The organism is Legionella sp. km772, assembly GCF_003989735.1.
Taxonomy (GTDB): Bacteria; Pseudomonadota; Gammaproteobacteria; order Legionellales; family Legionellaceae; genus Legionella.
On record NZ_RZGQ01000053.1, the window covers coordinates 1 to 17,251 of the forward strand.

Genomic DNA, 17,251 nt, shown 5'->3' on the forward strand with positions numbered 1-17,251 from the left:
AATCAAATAATCACTATAAAGATCAAGCATATCCATTTAATTCCCTCCCTAAAATTAAGGGCGGAATTCTAATGCTTTTTAGTCAAACTACAAGTTTATGTGCGTAACATGAGTTAATAATAGGTCTACTAGCAGTAGGCCTATATATGACTGATTTACCCATTGGAATTCAAAAACTTAAATTATACGGTTTGCATAAAGCATTTGGTATTTTGGTTTTAATATTAGCTATTTTACGGATTATTTGGCGTCTTAGTAATAAAACCCCCAGTTTAAATATACCAAAACTTGAACTTATTGCAGCGCGCCTTGCTCATTTAGCCTTATATATCTTAATGCTGGCAATGCCCATTTCTGGTTGGTTAATGAGTTCAGCAGCAGGTTTAGCCCCCTCTTTTTTTGGCTTATTTACCCTACCCAATTTAGTGGCTCCTAATGATGAACTACGAGAATGGTTTGCCTTCGTTCATGAATGGTTGGCTTATGGCTTAATTGCAATTATTTCTGTTCATACTCTAGCAGCATTAAAACATCATTTTATTGATAAGGACGATATTTTAAGGAGAATGATCTCATGAGATTAAAAAAAATACCCTATTTATCATTGGCTTTGCTGACAAGCCAACTTTACGCCACGCCCGCGCAATGGGAAATGATACCCTCAGAAAGCCAACTAGGCTTTACAGCTACCCAAAATGATTCGCCTATTAGCGGAGAATTTAAAAGTTTTACTGCAGATTTAAAAGTCGATGTCAATGATTTAAAAAATAGCAGTATTGATATCATAATTGATATGAACTCCCTCAATGCCTCCTATGGAGAAGTGAAAACAACGTTGCTTACTCCGGATTGGTTTAATGTAAAAATGTTCCCTAAAGCAGAGTTTAAATCAACTGATTTCACTAAGACAGGCGATAATGCTTATCAAGCAAAAGGCAATTTAACTATCCGCGATAAAACAGTACCAGTCCTATTAACTTTTACCGCATCCTTTCCTAGTGAAAATAAAGGAATGGTTGAAGGCAGCACCGTCATTAAACGCAGCGCTTTTGGCGTTGGCCAAGGGGAATGGGCGAGTACCGATGAGATTAAAGATGACGTAACGGTTAAGTTTAAGGTTAGTGCTATTAAAAAATAACCTCTGCCATGTAGTGTATTAAATCCACCTACATGGCATCTCCTAGATTTACTCATTGCTTTATCCTGCCGGTGCTGTACCTCTGGTAATATTCATCGGTACTGTTTGCTCTTGATTCATATTACTTGGCGGGGGAAAGAAACCCGGTCCCCTACTTTTTATAGCTCGAAACATTACCGAATCATAGTAGCTTCTCTTTTGCTCTAAGACGGTAGAGGTTTCTAATTGAGACCATAAAGTCCGTAAGTAACTAGCAGTCCAATACGAGTCAACCGATACTGTGGCTCCTGCTTTTCTAGAATATTGGGCGGGCATAACCTCATTCCATTCCAAGCTATTATCATAGGCTAAGGCGGATTCTGACCATATATCCAAGATATATTCTTTGTGATGAGCATCGCTTAGGACAACGTAGGTATGAGTTTCATCAGAATGGATATTTTCTAAACGAGCGACAAAATTATATTTTTTGGCCAGAACCATTAAAGCAAAAAAATTTAAATGGGAGCAGCCCCCTGTACCTTTAATAAATACCTCAACATGCGGAGGCTCGGACAGGTAAGATAATTCATGCCGTGCAATAAGCTTAGCCCGCTCAAATAAGCTAAGAGAAGGAGGAAAGTGTAATTTTTTTATATCTTTCTCATCTAGCGCAAAATAGATCTCATTAAAACTGTTTAAATTCGATGCACCAAAAGGCATTAACCACTTAAACTGCTGTTTAATTTCTGCCATTAGGTCGTGAATAAAATCAGGATCTTTAGTTAAAATAGCACTTAACTCTTTCATAGGGACGCAATAAAAAAAATGAAAATTATATAGTGCAAAGATTAAGGTAATATTAAAACTTAAAGAAGATTAACATCGAATTGTTCCGCTTTTAACTCCAAGGAGGTTTGATAAAACTGACATAATGCCCGACGAAAACGCGCGGTTCGATTTGTTAAACCATGTTCACAATGATGAACTACTTGTCGGTAAACAGCTTTTTTAAAGGCTACAGTATCAGCCTCATCTCCATTGAGATTATCAATACTCACGCGAAATTTATGACCTGCAGCAACAGATAGGATCCACTCGATGGCCTGTGGTTTTACCTCTACTTGTTGAAATAAAGCTTGCTGTTCGGAATTACGTCCATCTGGGACATACCAATAACCGAAGTCCTCTAGAGTCCGACGATGTGTACCGGCAATCAACCAATGTGAACATTCGTGTAAGGCACTACTAAAAAAACCATGAGCAAAAAAAAGGGCATGATAAGGACGCTCTTCATTCGCAGGTAGATAAATAGGTTCATCATCCCCTTTTAGCAATCGAGTATTATACTCTTCCGCAAAGCAGTGGTTAAATAGCGTAATTAAATCTTGATAATGATGCACAGCCAACTCTTAAATATTGAATACCTTTAAACCATCATTTAGTTGAGCTAGACTAACTCGACAATAAACAAATATTGTAGCTAATCTGAAGAGAAGCATAAAGTCTTATTTACCTAAACAATAGCGCTGGTATTCTTGTTCAACTTCCTTTTTTAATTCACTCGAGTTATCCAGACCTAGTTTATCCACTAAAGCCAGAGTACGTTTTATAGTGATAGCCTTGGCTTTAGAAAGATGTAAAGGAATGAGATTATTTTTAAACTCAGGGTCTTCACTGTGTTGTAACACCGCTTTTTTAGAAAGCGCTGTATGGTGTTTATAGGGTTTATCCTCAACGGGAGAAAAATCTTTATTCTTCACCAAACATCGCATGACGCGGTAGTAAGTATTCAAATCGCCATAACTGACTTCTTGCTCAATAGCATTATCTGGATTATAGATATCTAACTCTGGATTTCTGGGCAAGCGTGGGTCATGCAAATGTGCAAAGCCTGCTTTTTTAGCCTTGTCGTCCTTATTACTGGTAACGTTACTCGTAAAGAACCACGGTAAAATAAAATTATAGCTCAATACCCCCGCTAATAAAGAACTGACGGCTATATAGAGTGGCGGAAGGCTTAAGGCAGTTAAAAGTAAAACAATTCCTATGCTAATACCAAGGGCTGAAAGAAAGTTTCTCTTTAAAGACTGCTCATAAAGGAAATAAATCGAAGGACGTAATAAAAAATTATAGGGCCATATTGCACTATAGTATAAGGCTCCTCTTCCTAAAGAAAAAATAAATAAATTACGGTATTTTCTTTTCTTATTTTCTTCTTCAGCAGATACATAAGAAAAGGTGGTTTCAGCAAAACCGGCATAATTAAGAAAGTGATCACAAAAAGCGTTAGGCCCTTTTTTATCTTTAGGAGGTGTAACTTGGATGATTTGCCAATCATTTTTCCATTCGCCAAAGATAGAAACGGGATCATCGGCTTGTTGTTGAATAACTACTTGGGGCTTGTTGGTTAAACTATCCCAACGATCATAGGGGTTTTCTCCCCAATTTTCTGCTAATCCGGGTGGATTAAGCGCATCAACCCTATCAATATGCTCCCCTTGATCCAAAGCAAATAATAGACTCAAAGCGCCACCTAAACTGACACCACAAACATGAATTTTTTGTTTTTGTTCAGCTAACCATTGTAAAATTTTTTCTCTACCGCTTTGATACAAACTGTTTCCAACACTATCAAAAGCTCTAAGATCACTATCGACCTGGGGGACGAAACCCTGTCCTGCAGGATAGGTCGTTCCCATAAAAATTAGATGTGTCTGGGCGCGCTCATTGTTAATCGCTTGTAAACCATAGGCAAAAACACGATCGTGATCTTTAATGAAATAACCGTTAATACCTTCTTGCGAAGTCAGTTCAATCGGCGTTACATAATAATCAATTAGCTCCCATTTATTCCCAATGAGTTGAGGGATTTTGATTGATTCGTAAGGGGTCAGATCAGAATAAGGAAGGAGGTTAATGCAATTACTTAAATACAATTGAACCTGCTCTTTCTGCTGCTCATTCAATTCTAATGGACTTAAATAATTGAATAAGTGCTCAAAACCTTGTTGAAAGGCTAAACGCATGGCTCGAACCAAGGTAGGATCGCGTTGAATATAAATGGCCTTAAAAATAGGCCAGGAAATCAGCTCGGTCCATGAGCTAGACCAGCCCATCATTAAAAACCGCAGAGCATTACGTGCCACAATAAGGGGTTGATTCTCATAAGGCACAGTCGCTATAGATTCAAATTCTGCCTCTGCGAAAAAATTTAAGTTCAATCCACCGGTAAAAGTAGTTCTATCAATCAAGGTTTTTCTCCCACAATAAAGCTCAAGTTAGGTAAGCTTGTTTACCCAAAAAAAGTGCTGGCGCAATAGCTATTTTTTTGTAAGTCAGCTGATGATTCACTAGCTAGTAAATCCTCTTCAATTTCTTCAATGATGGTTAAGGTTGCTGATTTACGGGTAATAAACTCATCCCAAAAATAAGTTTTTCTTAAGGTATTTAATACTTGATAGTGTTCTTTTTTCCAAATTCGAATATTAACTAACAAGCGCTCTATAGAAGGCTCTTGCACTTCCGCTGCAACCTGTTGATTATAAAAATCTTTGACACAGCTAAATTTTTTTTGAGTGTCGTCCGAACTAGGCTCTAGTAATAGCATGTGCTCCATTCGCTCATAAAGACGCTCTAAGACCTGTCTTTTTTCTTTTTTTACAGAGGTATAAGTATTGGGCGGAGGGGGTAACACATAAAAAGGAAGGTCCCGGCTTGGAACTCCAAAGTCCAAAAAGGTCTTATAGGGTAGATTACTAAAGAAATGCGTGGAAACCATGGATGAAATCGGGTGATGCAGAACTTCTTCGACTAGCTTAATTGCCCCATGGCGACAATTGTTGTTTATCGACAAATGATTAACAGCAGAAAACAAGGGTCCTGACAAAGGTCGTGTTTTAAATAGCTTATCCTTTGTGCTTTCTAATAATATTGAATTATTGCGTTGGCTCACAGGCTTATAACAGTGAAAACTATTTTTTGGTTCCTGTAGTGTCTCCAACATTTGGATAAACTCTACATACTGCCTAAAACTTATATCATAGGCTTGATAGGTAATCGCCTGGTGACCTCGCTGTTTTCTAGTGATGCCTTCATCTTTTATTTTCGCAGCCGTTGAAGAAAAAGCAGCCCCTGTTAAAGCCCCAAATACTGAACAGGCTTCACCTAAGCTATTATCACTTTCTCCTAAATCAAAAAATTTACCCACCCTACACAAAAGCTGCTGCACTTTATTGTCTTTATAACTTCCTAGCATTACAAAAGAATGGGCCTGCTTTTTAGCAATAGCAATAAAAAACTGACTATCATCAAGATTTAGGGAAATAGGCATAATGCATCAAATGAGGCCGAAATGAGCATATATTACCATCAAAATAGGAGAAGGTACACTCAATCAAAAACACTGTAAATAAAGCTCACTGGCAAGAATAAGCTTACTGCCCATCATTAATGCGGACAATTAAATTAGTTAACACTTTACCAGGACCAACCTCTTGGAAATCGTCTTCACTAAGCCTTACTAAATAGCGAATGGATTGTAACCATTGAACAGGATGGTCAATTTGTAAAGCTAGAGTTTGGTGAATTTCCGCGGCTTGATAAGGTTGAGCGTTTAAATTAGCAATTACCGGCAACTCCGGGGCAGAAAAATGATAAGGTGCTAAGAACTCAGTAAACTCAAGACGAGCTGCTTCCATTAGCGAGGAATGAAAAGCGCCCGTTACAGCCAAAAGCAAATATAGTTTAGCGCCTGCATTAATAAAATACTCTTTTGCCTTACTAATTGCTGCAGACGGTCCAGAGATTACCTGTTGTAAATAAGAGTTGTAATTAGCAATGGCGAGCTCACTTAGATTATTGTTTGCCAGGATTGAAGCTACTTGATTACTGCTCAATCCAATTACCGCAGCCATACAACCATTAACTGCTTGGCTCATTAACTGGCCTCTTTTTTGAACTAGGATCAAGCCTGTTTCAAAATCAAAGACTCCTGCAGCCCAGAGAGCATTATATTCCCCCAGGCTATGGCCTAAAAAATAATCTGGTTTTTTCCCTTCTGCTTCATTGATTTTTTTTAAATAACTCAGCGCATTTACCACATATAAAGCGGGTTGGGTAAAAGCTGTATTATTCAACTGCTTGTGAGAATCATGTAAACATAAGTCGACCAGGGAGTAGCCTAAAATTTGCTCCGCTTTTTCAACCAACTCCGGGAAGAGAGGAAACAACTCTGCCCCCATTCCCAATTTTTGTGAGCCTTGACCCGGAAACAAATAGGCAGTCATCATTCATCCTTAGCGTCAAATAAACGTAATTGCTTAATTATAGCTGACATTGTAATTCACTATGGTTCTTTATAACCGCTTGATATAAATCAAGATTAGCTTGGACAATATGATTTCCCAATTTAGAGTCCGGATCGCCCTCGCCGGCTTTACTATTCAAAGCCACCACTGTAGTAATATCATTACAAGGGTTCCAAAAATACATAAACCGAAAACCTAAGGTACTGCCTTGATAAACCCAAAATTTTTGTTTTGATGCTTTATCATAATAAGCGCCTACCCCTAATCCAAAACCGGTAGGGTCTTCCTCACTCACTGTAGGGATAGGGCGACCAGTTTTCATGGAAACTATAGTTTCCATATCAGCCAGAGCATCTTCTCGGTAACGCGCCTCAATTAAACTGCCGCGATAAAGTAATTGTACCCAATGCGCCACATCCTCAGTATTAGCTACTATAGCACCGGCTGCAGCAGCCCAAGATAAATTGCCATTAAAGGTATCTATTAATTTTTTACTGCTTTCATCGTAAAAATAGCCATGGGTTAAGCGAGTTGCAATTTGATTTTTAATTTCTTTACCTTGGGGACCTGCTAGATAAAAGCTATTTTTTAAATTTCCTTGTTTAAATAATTGTTCGACTTGATGAGCGAAGCTGTCCTTAGTTACTTTTTCTATAATCATTGCTGCAAGAATATAATTTGAATTGGAGTAATTAAATAAATTCTTTTCGTTTATCTTTATCGGTTTTTCAGGGTGGGCATAAGTTAATAATTCTTCATCAGTCCAAAAATAATTTAAATTTTCTTCCATCCGTTTTTCAAAAGCAGGATCGGCTGAATAATTGGGAATGCCACTTGTCATATTTAAAAGTTGTCTTATAGTGACCTTCGACCATTGGGCATATTGTGGCAACCATTTACCCAGAGGATCATCGATAGACAATTTTTGTTGGGTGTGTAACTGCAGTATCAAGACGGTCACAAAGGATTTAGTAATACTGCCAATATCATACAAATCATTTGCGGTAACCTTTCGTAAAAAAGGAGCTTTACCAATGGTTCCAGCACTAAAATTTTTTATATCTTTAAGATCCAGCTGCTTATCATGTGGAATGAGTACAGAAGCGCCAATAGCAGTAAATTGCTCTTGGGAGGCATATTTTTCTAAATAATTATCCACTATTTCTTGTAATTGGCTATCAAGCGGTTCATTAGAAAAAACAGATGTAGATAGGAGTAAATTGACAGCACCGAGTAATAAACATATATTTTTTTTCATCTATTAAGCTCCTTTTAATAACAATGAGCACAAGTGCCTTGGTGGTGTGCTCAATATCCAATCCAGTTGATCCTTTGCACGCCTTAGTAAAAATAACCGCAGTTTCCGACTCGTGAGACTATTTTACTTTAGGTGCAAAGGCAGTGTTGACAACAAAAGTTCAGGCATTAGCAGCACGAACTTTAATTTTCTCTAACGCCACTTCCAGTCGATTTAAGGTTTTCTCCTGCCCCAACAAAGCGAGGGTTGCGTCAATTGAGGGCGACATCCCTGCTCCCGTTACAGCGACACGTAGGGGCTGGGCAATTTTTCCCATATTAAGGTCAAATTGTACACATACTTCATTAATATACTCTTGGATGTTATCAGCTTGCCAGTTTTCACTTGTTTTTAAACGCTCATAGAGGGCAGTTAAAGGTTCTAATACAACGGGACGTAAATGTTTTTTTACAGCCTCGTCATCGTATTCAATCTGATCTTTATAAAAATATAAGCTCATTTGGCATAATTCTACTAAAGACTTACAACGTTCGGCTTGCACTTGAACTAAATCGGTTAAGGAAGGCCCTTTACTTAAATCAATTCCTGCTTGCTGAAAATGCCATTCCAAAGCTTTAGCAACTAGTTCAGGTGCATCACTTTTTTGATAATGCTGGTTTAACCAATACAATTTATCATAATTAAAACTTGAGACCCCCCGGCTAACATTTTTCAGATCAAAATGTTCAATCATTTCCGCCACACTAAAAATTTCTTGATCACCATGGGACCAACCCAAACGCACTAAATAATTCAATAAAGCATGGGGTAAAACGCCTAATTCTTTAAACTGTAACACACTGACTGCACCATGTCGTTTTGACAAGCGCTTACCATCATCCCCTAAAATCATGGGTAAATGAGCAAAAGTAGGGATTGGTGCATTTAGAGCTTTAAATAAATTAATTTGCCTTGGCGTATTGTTAATATGATCATCACCCCGAATCACGTGGGTAATATTCATGTCTAAATCATCAATAACTACCGCAAAATTATAGGTTGGATGCCCATCTGAACGCACTAAAATTAGGTCATCCAATTCATTGTTATCGATATGGATTTCTCCATAAACCTCATCCTGAAAAGATACAATCCCCGTGTCTGGGTTTTTAAAACGGATGACATAGGGCTTGTCAGTGAGCGGTAAATTCTTAGCACGACAATGGCCATCATAGCGTGGTTTTTCTTTAGCAGCCAACTGGGCTTCGCGCAAAGCCTCTAAACGCTCCTTACTGCATTCGCAACGATAGGCCTTTCCTTCGTCTAAAAACTGTTGGGCAACTTGGTTATAGCGCTCATAGCGATCTGTCTGATAATAAGGACCTTCATCACAATCTAAACCTAACCAAGCCATTCCATCTAAAATAGCTTGAACAGACTCTTGCGTTGAACGCTCTTGGTCAGTGTCCTCGATCCGCAAAACAAATTGCCCCTTATGCCGCTTGGCATATAGCCAAGAAAATAAAGCTGTACGTACTCCACCTACATGCAGGAAACCAGTGGGGCTGGGGGCAAATCGAGTTCTTACTGTCATAAAAAAGTGTCCATTGTAAGGAATAAAATAATCGGGCTATAATAGCCCACTTTGCCTGCAACGCAAAGATTCATTAGACTTCTTTTGCATGAAGTCATGCATTGAATTCAGGAGCTAGCTTGAAAAATATTGGTATTAAATATCAGTTACGCATTACCACCCTTATTCCAACCTTCTTAGTCGCCCTACTCTTTGCATTTTTTTACAATGGTCAATTTGGCAAAGATTTACAACAACACATGACACATATGGGAGAAGCCTTTATAAGGCAATTAATCCCTGCTGCCCAATTTGCGATGTTGCGTAATGATGAGCGCGCATTACAAAGCTTAATTAATGCCTCTATTGTGAACCCCGAAGTTCAAGCTTTAGCCTTTTATGACGCCCAAGGCCATTTATTAGCCTACAATGGGGGGAAACACTCCATTCATAAACCTTTTAACCCACCCGGGTATACTGGTGATTTTATTGAAACTAAACAAATCAGCTCCACCCTGATTAATTTTATTGCTCCAATCACTATTCCTAAATTTGATTTGTACTCTAATACACCGTTTAAATATATCCCCAGTCCAGCAGCACTCCAGGGTGATGATATTTTAGGCTGGTTATCAATAGATGTTGATACCCAATCCACTCTAATCAAGCGTTATCAAATGCTGATTATTACCATTTTTATTACTTTATTCGGTTTATTAATGGGTTTAACTATCCATTATTTTCTATCTAAACAAATTTATTTACCTATATCCCGCATGCGCCGCAGCATGAAGCAAATTCTAAGAAATGAATTTGAAACGGAAATAAAAGTTAGTAGTAAAGGTGAATTAGGGATTATCGAGCGCGGTTGTGCTCATCTGCAAAAGAAATATTTAGATACCATCAATGATCTTTCTCAGCACATTGAGGAGGCTACTCATGATTTACAGCAAAGCCTAGAGCTCCTAGAAGAAAAAAATATTGAATTATCATTGGATAAGAAAAAGACGGAAGAAAAAAGCCGGCAAAAATCCGAATTCATTGCCAATATGAGCCATGAAATCCGCACCCCCATGAATGGCGTTATTGGTTTTACTAATGTGTTATTAGAATCAAAATTAGACGCTTTGCAATTAGATTATGTAAAAACAATTAAATCATCAGCGCAAGATTTATTGGCCATTATTAATGATATTTTAGACTTTTCTAAGATAGATGCAGGAAAGCTACATCTAGATTGTATTCCTTTGGACATGAGGGCTTGTATTGATGAAGTTTTAGCTTTGGCCAGTCCTAATGCCCATAAGAAGGGTATTGACTTAATTCCTATCACCCAAGTTAATGTACCGAAAACCGTTTTAGGTGACCCCTTCCGCATCAAACAAATTCTAAGCAATCTTATTACTAATGCGGTGAAATTTACTGACCATGGTTATGTGTGCATCCGAACCAAAATAGAGCAAGAAACAGATAAAGACTACACCTTGCAGATTACGATTACTGATACAGGGATTGGGATTTCACCTGAAGATCAAAATAAATTATTCACCGCCTTTAATCAAGCCGACACCAGTATCACTCGCCGCTATGGTGGCTCCGGTTTAGGGCTAGTCATCTGTAAAAAACTCTGTGAAGAAATGCAGGGGAAAATTAGTCTAACCAGTGAATTAAATAAGGGTTCAACCTTTACTGCCCGTATTAAAGTAGAAAAATTGACCGCCTATGAAGTTGAAAAACATCAAACCCATCGCTTTGGCCATTTAAAAATTATTTGCTTTGATGAAAATCCCCTTCATTTAGAGGCCTTATGTAATGGACTCGGGTATTGGGGAATTGAATGCGTTTCGGTTAATGCCTTTAACAAAATTGCTAATACTTTACAAGAAAATAAAGATTGTAAAATAGCATTTATCAACGTCAATCAAGGCTGTGAACAGCAAGTTAAAGAGTTAATTAGCAATAATAATCATCTTCCTTATGTGTTAATTTCTAAGTGGCCTATCCATGATTACACTGCTATAGGTGCCCAAGGCTTTTTATACAAACCGATCAGTATTCAAAAATTGCAAGATATGATTGAATCCTTAACTAACCAGGAGCAAGCGGAAAAAACACCGCAGCATGAATTGCGTAGTTTGCGGGAACAATTGCGTTTTCTCCATCCTGAGCTACTGATTGCTGAAGACAATCCCGTTAATAAAATGCTTTTAAACTCCCTACTTAAAGATCAAGCGCAAGTCAGTGCTGTAGATGATGGTGAAATGGCGGTGAATGCCTGTAATGATAAAAAATTTAATATTATTTTGCTTGATCTGCATATGCCCAAATTAAATGGCTTGGAAGCAGCCCGAATGATCCGCCAACACTCCTTGCTCAATAAACATTCACCTATTGTTTTAATCAGTGCCAATAGTAGTGATTTAAGTAGTATTGATATAAAAAAATCAGGTATTGATTTTTGTTTACAAAAACCCATAGACGAAAAACAACTACTCACGCACATTTTAAGGATCGCAGATAAAGCCCAACACTCGGCCATAGATTGGGAGTTATGCGTACAAAAAGTTTCTGGTAACCAAGCTTTAGCGGAGGAGTTTTTAGCTAAATTTGTGGAGGAATTATATAAAAATCGCCAAGAATTCCTTGAATTAATGCATAAAAAAAAGGTGAAGGCTTTAGGTGATTTAGCCCATAAACTCCACGGTGCTTGCTGCTTTTGTGGAGTTCCATTTTTACAAAAGAAAGTCATCCAAGTAGAAAAAATGGCCTTAAGAGCCACCCATGCAGAAGAATTAAAAACCATTTTTGCAGAATTAATTCAACATATTGATGCAGTAATCAATGAATATGAAAATCAATATCAAAAGAGTTAGAATAGGGCTAAATTAGTTGAAGCTAAAATACCCAATACCAAATAAATGAAAAAATAATCATTACGGAGTATCTATGAGTGTAAAAAATGCCATCTATGCGCAATCGGGCGGCGTAACAGCAGTAATTAATGCCTCTGCTTGCGCAGTTATTCAAACGGCTAAATTATATCCCCAACAGATTGGCACCGTATATGCCGCAAAAAACGGCATTATTGGGGCTTTAAACGAGGAGCTAATTGATACCTCGCTTGAAACAGAAGCAGACATTGCCGCTTTGTTGCAAACTCCCTCTGGTGCATTTGGTTCTTGCCGTTTTAAATTAAAAAATGAGGGCGATGAATACCAGCGTTTAATCGAAGTGTTTAAAGCACATAATATTGGCTATTTCTTTTATAACGGCGGTGGCGATTCCCAAGATACAGCGCATAAAATATCGCAATTGGGGGAGAAAATGGGCTATCCCATCACTTGTATTGGCATACCCAAAACCATCGATAATGACTTACCTTTTACGGATACCTGTCCAGGCTTTGGTTCGGTAGCCAAATATGTGGCCATTTCAACCAAAGAAGCAGGATTTGATGTGGCGTCCATGGCAGCCTCATCAACTAAAGTATTTATTTTAGAGGTAATGGGACGTCATGCTGGATGGATTGCAGCAGCCAGTGCTTTAGCGAGTGAAACAAGCGAAGAACCGCCGCATATTATTTTGTTACCCGAAGTAGCCTTTGAACCAGAAAAATTTTTAGCAAAGGTTCGTAAATGTGTTGAGCAAAACGAATATTGCGTTATTGTCGTTTCTGAAGGGATCCGTAATAAAGAAGGGCAATTTTTAAGTGATGCTGGATTAAAAGATGCCTTTGGCCATGCGCAATTAGGTGGCGTTGCCCCGGTTATTGCCCAATTAATTAAGCAGGAGCTGGGTTATAAATACCATTGGGCTGTTGCTGACTATCTGCAAAGAGCTGCCCGCCACATTGCCTCGCAAGTGGACTTAGATCAAGCGTACGCTTTAGGAAAAGCTGCAGTGGAATATGCAGTGAAAGGACAAAACGCCATTATGCCTATCATAGTACGTGAACAAGATGAGCCTTACCGCTGGTCCATTAGTCATGTTGCCTTAGCCGAAGTAGCCAATCAAGAAAAAGCCATGCCTAAGGACTTCATTGCCGAAGATGGGATGGGGATTACCCCTGCATGTCGACGTTATTTAAGTCCCCTAATCCAAGGTGAAGCCTATCCGAGTTATAGCAAGGGTATTCCCAATTATGTTCGTTTGAAAAACCAGTTAGTGGATAAAAAGCTGTAAGGTTTTAGGCGGATCCTTGCGGATCCGCAACCCATCAATCGTTTACATCAACACTTAGGTCCTAAATTTCGGCCAATAAATGGCTTACTTAGGAAATAAAAAACCGCCCGTAGGCGGTTTCAAAAGTAGGGTTAAATTATAGGGCATCACCAGGTCTGCAAGCTGCGGGTAAGAATTTAGCTTGAATACCAGAGGTACAAACCCATCTTAATTGGCCTGCACCAACATCTTGTGGAGTTAAAGTAATTGTACCTGCTGCACCTGGTACGATACTAGTCACGGTTACTACTCCAGTACCATCAGTAATGGCAACGTTAGTAACATATTTTGTAGCACCAGGGAAGACGTAGCCGGAATTCGCAGCGGTTACGTTGGCTAAGCCACCTAAACTACTTGATGTTTCTGCCACAGCCGTTTTAGCCGGTTCGGCCATAACTAGCGCTTCAGATAACTTAGAACGCGTCGTGTAATCTTGGTACGCAGGAATCGCAATAGCGGCTAAAATACCTACAATCGCGACCACGATCATCAATTCAATTAATGTAAAACCCTTTTGTCTCATGTTCCTCTCCAAAATATTTCATACATCTGTCATCATGCAAAGCAAATGCCAATTTTTTAATTATTCTTTATAAATAATTAAAATTAATTATAATCAACAAGTTATATTCTTTTCAATCTAAAGTTAATTCTATTTAAAATCAATAACTGACAATTAATGTCACATTTTGACAAACATAAAAACAAATGACACCATTATGGTCACATTTCTGCAAGACAAAATTCTAGGAGAATGAGATCTAATCTTTTATACTTTAATTGTACCCCCATAATCAGCAGAAATGAGAGCCGCTAATGTCCCGCAAAGAACGCATTCAAGAACACTTATTAAACGAATTTAATCCTCTTTTTCTTTTAGTTGAAGATGAATCCAGCAATCACCACGTCCCGGAAAATGCCCAAACTCATTACAAAATTATTATGGCAAGCCCTAAATTTAACGAGCTTAGTCGAGTACATCGACATCGTTTAGTTAATAAACTTCTCCAAGAAGAGTTTGATACCGGGATGCATGCCCTGAGTATGCACTTGTTCACGCCGACCGAATGGGAAAGTCAGGATAAATCTGGGTTTAAATCGCCCCCCTGTCGTGATGGGTATAAAAATAAATAGGCAAATAATGCGAAAAATATTCACTCAAAGAACATGCATCATGTATAATCCACGACTTTTTATAGACTAGCAAATAAATGAACAACAGCTCGGTGCAAAAAATTTCTGTCTTTGCTCTGGTTCTCCTTATTACAGGTGCTATTGATAGCATCCGTAATTTACCCGGAACTGCATTATTTGGGTCAACCCTTATTTTTTTCTTTATTTTCTCCGCCATCGTTTTTTTAATTCCTGTCGCCCTCGTATCAGCTGAGCTATCATCGGCTTGGTCAGAGGAAGAAGGAGGAATTTATAGCTGGGTAAAACATGCTTTTGGTGAAGGTATTGCTTTTTTAGCCATTTGGTTGCAATGGATTAACACCTTAGTTTGGTACCCCACTATTCTTTCTTTTATTGCCGGAACAATTGCTTACTTAATTAATCCAGACTTAGCCCAAAATAAGTATTATCTTATTTCAGTGATTCTAATCACTTTTTGGTCATTAACCTTTATCGGGATGTCTGGTTTAAGAGCTTCTGCCCGGTTTGCTGGCTTTTGTGCGGTAGTGGGTATGATTATTCCCATGGGTTTTATTATTTTACTCGCAGTCATTTGGTTGATTATGGGGAACCCACTTGCCATAAGCCTAGCTCCTGCTCATTTAATCCCCCAATGGCATGACAGCCAATCCTGGGTGTCTTTAACCGCCATTATGACTTCATTTTTGGGAATGGAATTGGCGGCGGTACATGTACGGGATGTAAAAAATCCGCAGGCTAATTTCCCAAAAGCCATGTTTTGCTCAGTAGTGCTGATTTTATTTACGATGATTTTTGGGTCTCTAGCGATTGCCTTTGTACTTCCTAAAGATAAAATAAGTTTAGTCGACGGTGTAATGCGTGCTTTTGATAACTTTCTACAAGCTTATCACATGCCTTGGCTACTCCCAGTTCTCGTGGGCCTATTATTGATTGGTAGTTTAGGCAGCATGGTCAACTGGATTATCTCTCCTGCTAAAGGCTTATTAATGGCAGCAAAACATGATTACTTGCCCAGGTCTTTATGTGCTTTAAATAAACACGGCATAGCCTCACGCATTTTAATTATTCAAGCGATAGTAGTAAGTGTTTTATGTAGCGGTTTTTTATTATTCCCGAATGTGAATGCTATTTACTGGCTATTTACCGATTTAAGCACTGAACTTTATATTATGATGTATGTCTTAATGTTTATCGCGGCTTGGCGCATTAAGGGGAAATTCCCAACCCTCACTAGGCCTTTTGCCATTCCCGGAGGAAAACTAGGCTATTATCTCGTATGCATCCTGGGTTTAATTGGCTGCACGATCACGCTCATTGTGGGTTTTATTCCACCTGAACAAATGATGGATGTCGGTGGAGCTAGCCATTTTCAGCGCGTCTTTTCCCTCGGCATCCTAGTCATGCTCCTCCCTGCCTTGTTGGCTTATCTACGGAAAAAATATGGGGTGCGGGGTAATAATTAAGCTTTAAATGTAGGTGCTGGCAACAATAGGCACCTACCTTAGCCCAACCGCTGCAAAACAAATATTCTACAATTTTGCTTATTCCCTAAGATAAAAGTTCAAAAATTAAACTATAATAAAATGGACTCCGCCCCATGCTTAGAGGTTATATGAAAATTCACGTTGCTTCAGCTCTATTATTTAGCGCATTAATGAGCACAGGTTCAGCTTTTGCTTCAGCAGGAGGTTCTGCAAGTGCATTAGACGCAAATTCACTGGATAAAGCACAAACCCAAGTGCAAGATTCTGCTCAAAGTACTGAGCAAAGGTCAGATAAGTCAGGAGATAAAGCGCAATAGTTTAACTTAAAATTTGACCTGTTTTAATGCTCGTGCCCTTGCCAAGAGTTAAGGGCGAGAGAATCTTATCTCATCGGGCACAATTGCCACCAAAGTTCTGATACTTAAACCTCTCCTCATTAGCTTATGACAAGATTTAATTTATACATAACAATAAAGTGTGGAAAATTTAAACTATAATAAAAATGACTCCTTTCATAATTAGAGGTTATATGAAAATTCAAGTTGTTTTTGCTTTCTTGTTGAGTACACTAATCCCTACTGGATCGGCTTTTGCTTCGGCGGGAGGTTCTGCAGGCGCCTTAGATGCCCATTCAATAGATAAGGCTCTGCAAGTACAACACACCACTCCCAACAGCGAGCAAAAGGTAGATAAAAACAAGGATAATCCCTAGTAACGAGTAATACCCCCTAGGCAATAGGGTTTAAGTTGTTTAGAAAGCTATGGATAAATGGTTAGAGTGAGGTGATTACCAAAAATGCCCCCGTTTCCCAAAACGCAAAAATAAGGTTTAAATTTTATATCCACTTATAGGTGAACCATGAACGTGAAAATTATTTTAGGTGCTTTTATAACTGTTTTATTTTTTGGCCCCAGCGCCTTTGCTCAAGCAGGTGAGTTACCTCGGGCAACAAATAGCACTACCTTGCAAGAGCTAGACATTGATAAACAAGCTCAGGCTCCAGTAGTATATAAATCTGCTGAAACTCCTAATAAATAACTCATGTTACGCACGGTCAATTTTAAGCTGCCATATTTTTAAGCTCCTGCCAAGCAATCTGGTTCGCTCTAAGAATCAATTTGTACTTAATAGCAAAGTGATTTAAATGAGTTTTT

17 protein-coding genes are annotated in these 17,251 nt (G+C 38.5%); 9 read left to right on the forward strand and 8 right to left on the reverse strand.

The window, feature by feature from the left end; translation table 11 throughout:
* Nucleotides 1–146: 146 nt before the first annotated feature.
* Both ELY15_RS07390 and ELY15_RS07395 read left to right on the forward strand, forming a co-directional pair.
* On the forward strand, nucleotides 147–578 hold the full coding sequence (locus ELY15_RS07390) for a cytochrome b (RefSeq protein ID WP_127099023.1): 432 nt from the start codon (nucleotides 147–149) through the stop codon (nucleotides 576–578).
* Nucleotides 575–1,138, forward strand: coding sequence for a YceI family protein (locus ELY15_RS07395; protein WP_127099024.1), 564 nt, complete (start codon nucleotides 575–577; stop codon nucleotides 1,136–1,138). Before ELY15_RS07390 ends, ELY15_RS07395 begins: the two co-directional genes overlap by 4 nt.
* Before the next feature lie 60 nt (nucleotides 1,139–1,198).
* Here ELY15_RS07395 and ELY15_RS07400 read toward each other — a convergent pair whose 3' ends face one another.
* The 7 genes from ELY15_RS07400 to gltX form a co-directional block, all read right to left on the reverse strand.
* On the reverse strand, nucleotides 1,199–1,927 hold the full coding sequence (locus ELY15_RS07400) for a hypothetical protein (protein WP_127099025.1): 729 nt from the start codon (nucleotides 1,925–1,927) through the stop codon (nucleotides 1,199–1,201).
* 59 nt (nucleotides 1,928–1,986) lie between these two features.
* A complete protein-coding gene (locus ELY15_RS07405) occupies nucleotides 1,987–2,520 on the reverse strand; it encodes an elongation factor P hydroxylase (protein WP_127099026.1) in 534 nt (177 codons plus the stop codon).
* Nucleotides 2,521–2,625: 105 nt separating this feature from the next.
* Nucleotides 2,626–4,371, reverse strand: a complete 1,746-nt coding sequence (locus ELY15_RS07410; protein WP_127099027.1) for a hypothetical protein — start codon at nucleotides 4,369–4,371, stop codon at nucleotides 2,626–2,628.
* Between the two features lie 41 nt (nucleotides 4,372–4,412).
* Entirely contained in the window at nucleotides 4,413–5,450 is a 1,038-nt protein-coding gene (locus tag ELY15_RS07415; protein WP_127099028.1) for a hypothetical protein, read from the reverse strand.
* Between the two features lie 103 nt (nucleotides 5,451–5,553).
* Nucleotides 5,554–6,408 carry an ACP S-malonyltransferase gene (fabD, locus tag ELY15_RS07420; protein ID WP_127099029.1) on the reverse strand — a complete coding sequence of 285 codons (855 nt, stop codon included), beginning with the start codon at nucleotides 6,406–6,408 and terminating at the stop codon, nucleotides 5,554–5,556.
* A gap of 34 nt (nucleotides 6,409–6,442) precedes the next feature.
* A complete protein-coding gene (locus tag ELY15_RS07425) occupies nucleotides 6,443–7,684 on the reverse strand; it encodes a serine hydrolase (protein ID WP_127099030.1) in 1,242 nt (413 codons plus the stop codon).
* A gap of 160 nt (nucleotides 7,685–7,844) precedes the next feature.
* Nucleotides 7,845–9,257: a glutamate--tRNA ligase gene (gene gltX / locus ELY15_RS07430; protein ID WP_127099031.1), complete on the reverse strand. Its 1,413-nt coding sequence runs from the start codon at nucleotides 9,255–9,257 to the stop codon at nucleotides 7,845–7,847.
* A gap of 119 nt (nucleotides 9,258–9,376) precedes the next feature.
* On the opposite strand from gltX, the gene letS reads away from it, so the two are divergent.
* Nucleotides 9,377–12,109: a two-component system sensor histidine kinase LetS gene (gene letS, locus ELY15_RS07435; RefSeq protein WP_127099032.1), complete on the forward strand. Its 2,733-nt coding sequence runs from the start codon at nucleotides 9,377–9,379 to the stop codon at nucleotides 12,107–12,109.
* A gap of 73 nt (nucleotides 12,110–12,182) precedes the next feature.
* Nucleotides 12,183–13,418: a 6-phosphofructokinase gene (locus ELY15_RS07440; protein WP_127099033.1), complete on the forward strand. Its 1,236-nt coding sequence runs from the start codon at nucleotides 12,183–12,185 to the stop codon at nucleotides 13,416–13,418.
* A gap of 136 nt (nucleotides 13,419–13,554) precedes the next feature.
* Here ELY15_RS07440 and ELY15_RS07445 read toward each other — a convergent pair whose 3' ends face one another.
* Nucleotides 13,555–13,980, reverse strand: coding sequence for a pilin (locus ELY15_RS07445; RefSeq protein ID WP_127099034.1), 426 nt, complete (start codon nucleotides 13,978–13,980; stop codon nucleotides 13,555–13,557).
* A 293-nt stretch (nucleotides 13,981–14,273) separates the two neighbouring features.
* Here ELY15_RS07445 and ELY15_RS07450 point away from each other — a divergent pair, with 293 nt between their 5' ends.
* The 5 genes from ELY15_RS07450 (at nucleotide 14,274) to ELY15_RS07470 (ending at nucleotide 17,135) form a co-directional block, all read left to right on the forward strand.
* Complete coding sequence (locus tag ELY15_RS07450) at nucleotides 14,274–14,591, forward strand: BolA family transcriptional regulator (RefSeq protein ID WP_127099035.1); 318 nt, start codon at nucleotides 14,274–14,276, stop codon at nucleotides 14,589–14,591.
* A gap of 77 nt (nucleotides 14,592–14,668) precedes the next feature.
* Nucleotides 14,669–16,075 (forward strand): APC family permease, encoded by a 1,407-nt coding sequence (locus ELY15_RS07455; protein ID WP_127099036.1) that lies wholly within the window; start codon nucleotides 14,669–14,671, stop codon nucleotides 16,073–16,075.
* Nucleotides 16,076–16,224: 149 nt separating this feature from the next.
* Nucleotides 16,225–16,413, forward strand: a complete 189-nt coding sequence (locus tag ELY15_RS07460; protein WP_127099037.1) for a hypothetical protein — start codon at nucleotides 16,225–16,227, stop codon at nucleotides 16,411–16,413.
* Between the two features lie 212 nt (nucleotides 16,414–16,625).
* Nucleotides 16,626–16,808, forward strand: coding sequence for a hypothetical protein (locus tag ELY15_RS07465; protein WP_127099038.1), 183 nt, complete (start codon nucleotides 16,626–16,628; stop codon nucleotides 16,806–16,808).
* 147 nt (nucleotides 16,809–16,955) lie between these two features.
* Nucleotides 16,956–17,135, forward strand: a complete 180-nt coding sequence (locus tag ELY15_RS07470; protein ID WP_127099039.1) for a hypothetical protein — start codon at nucleotides 16,956–16,958, stop codon at nucleotides 17,133–17,135.
* The last annotated feature ends 116 nt before the right edge of the window (nucleotides 17,136–17,251 follow it).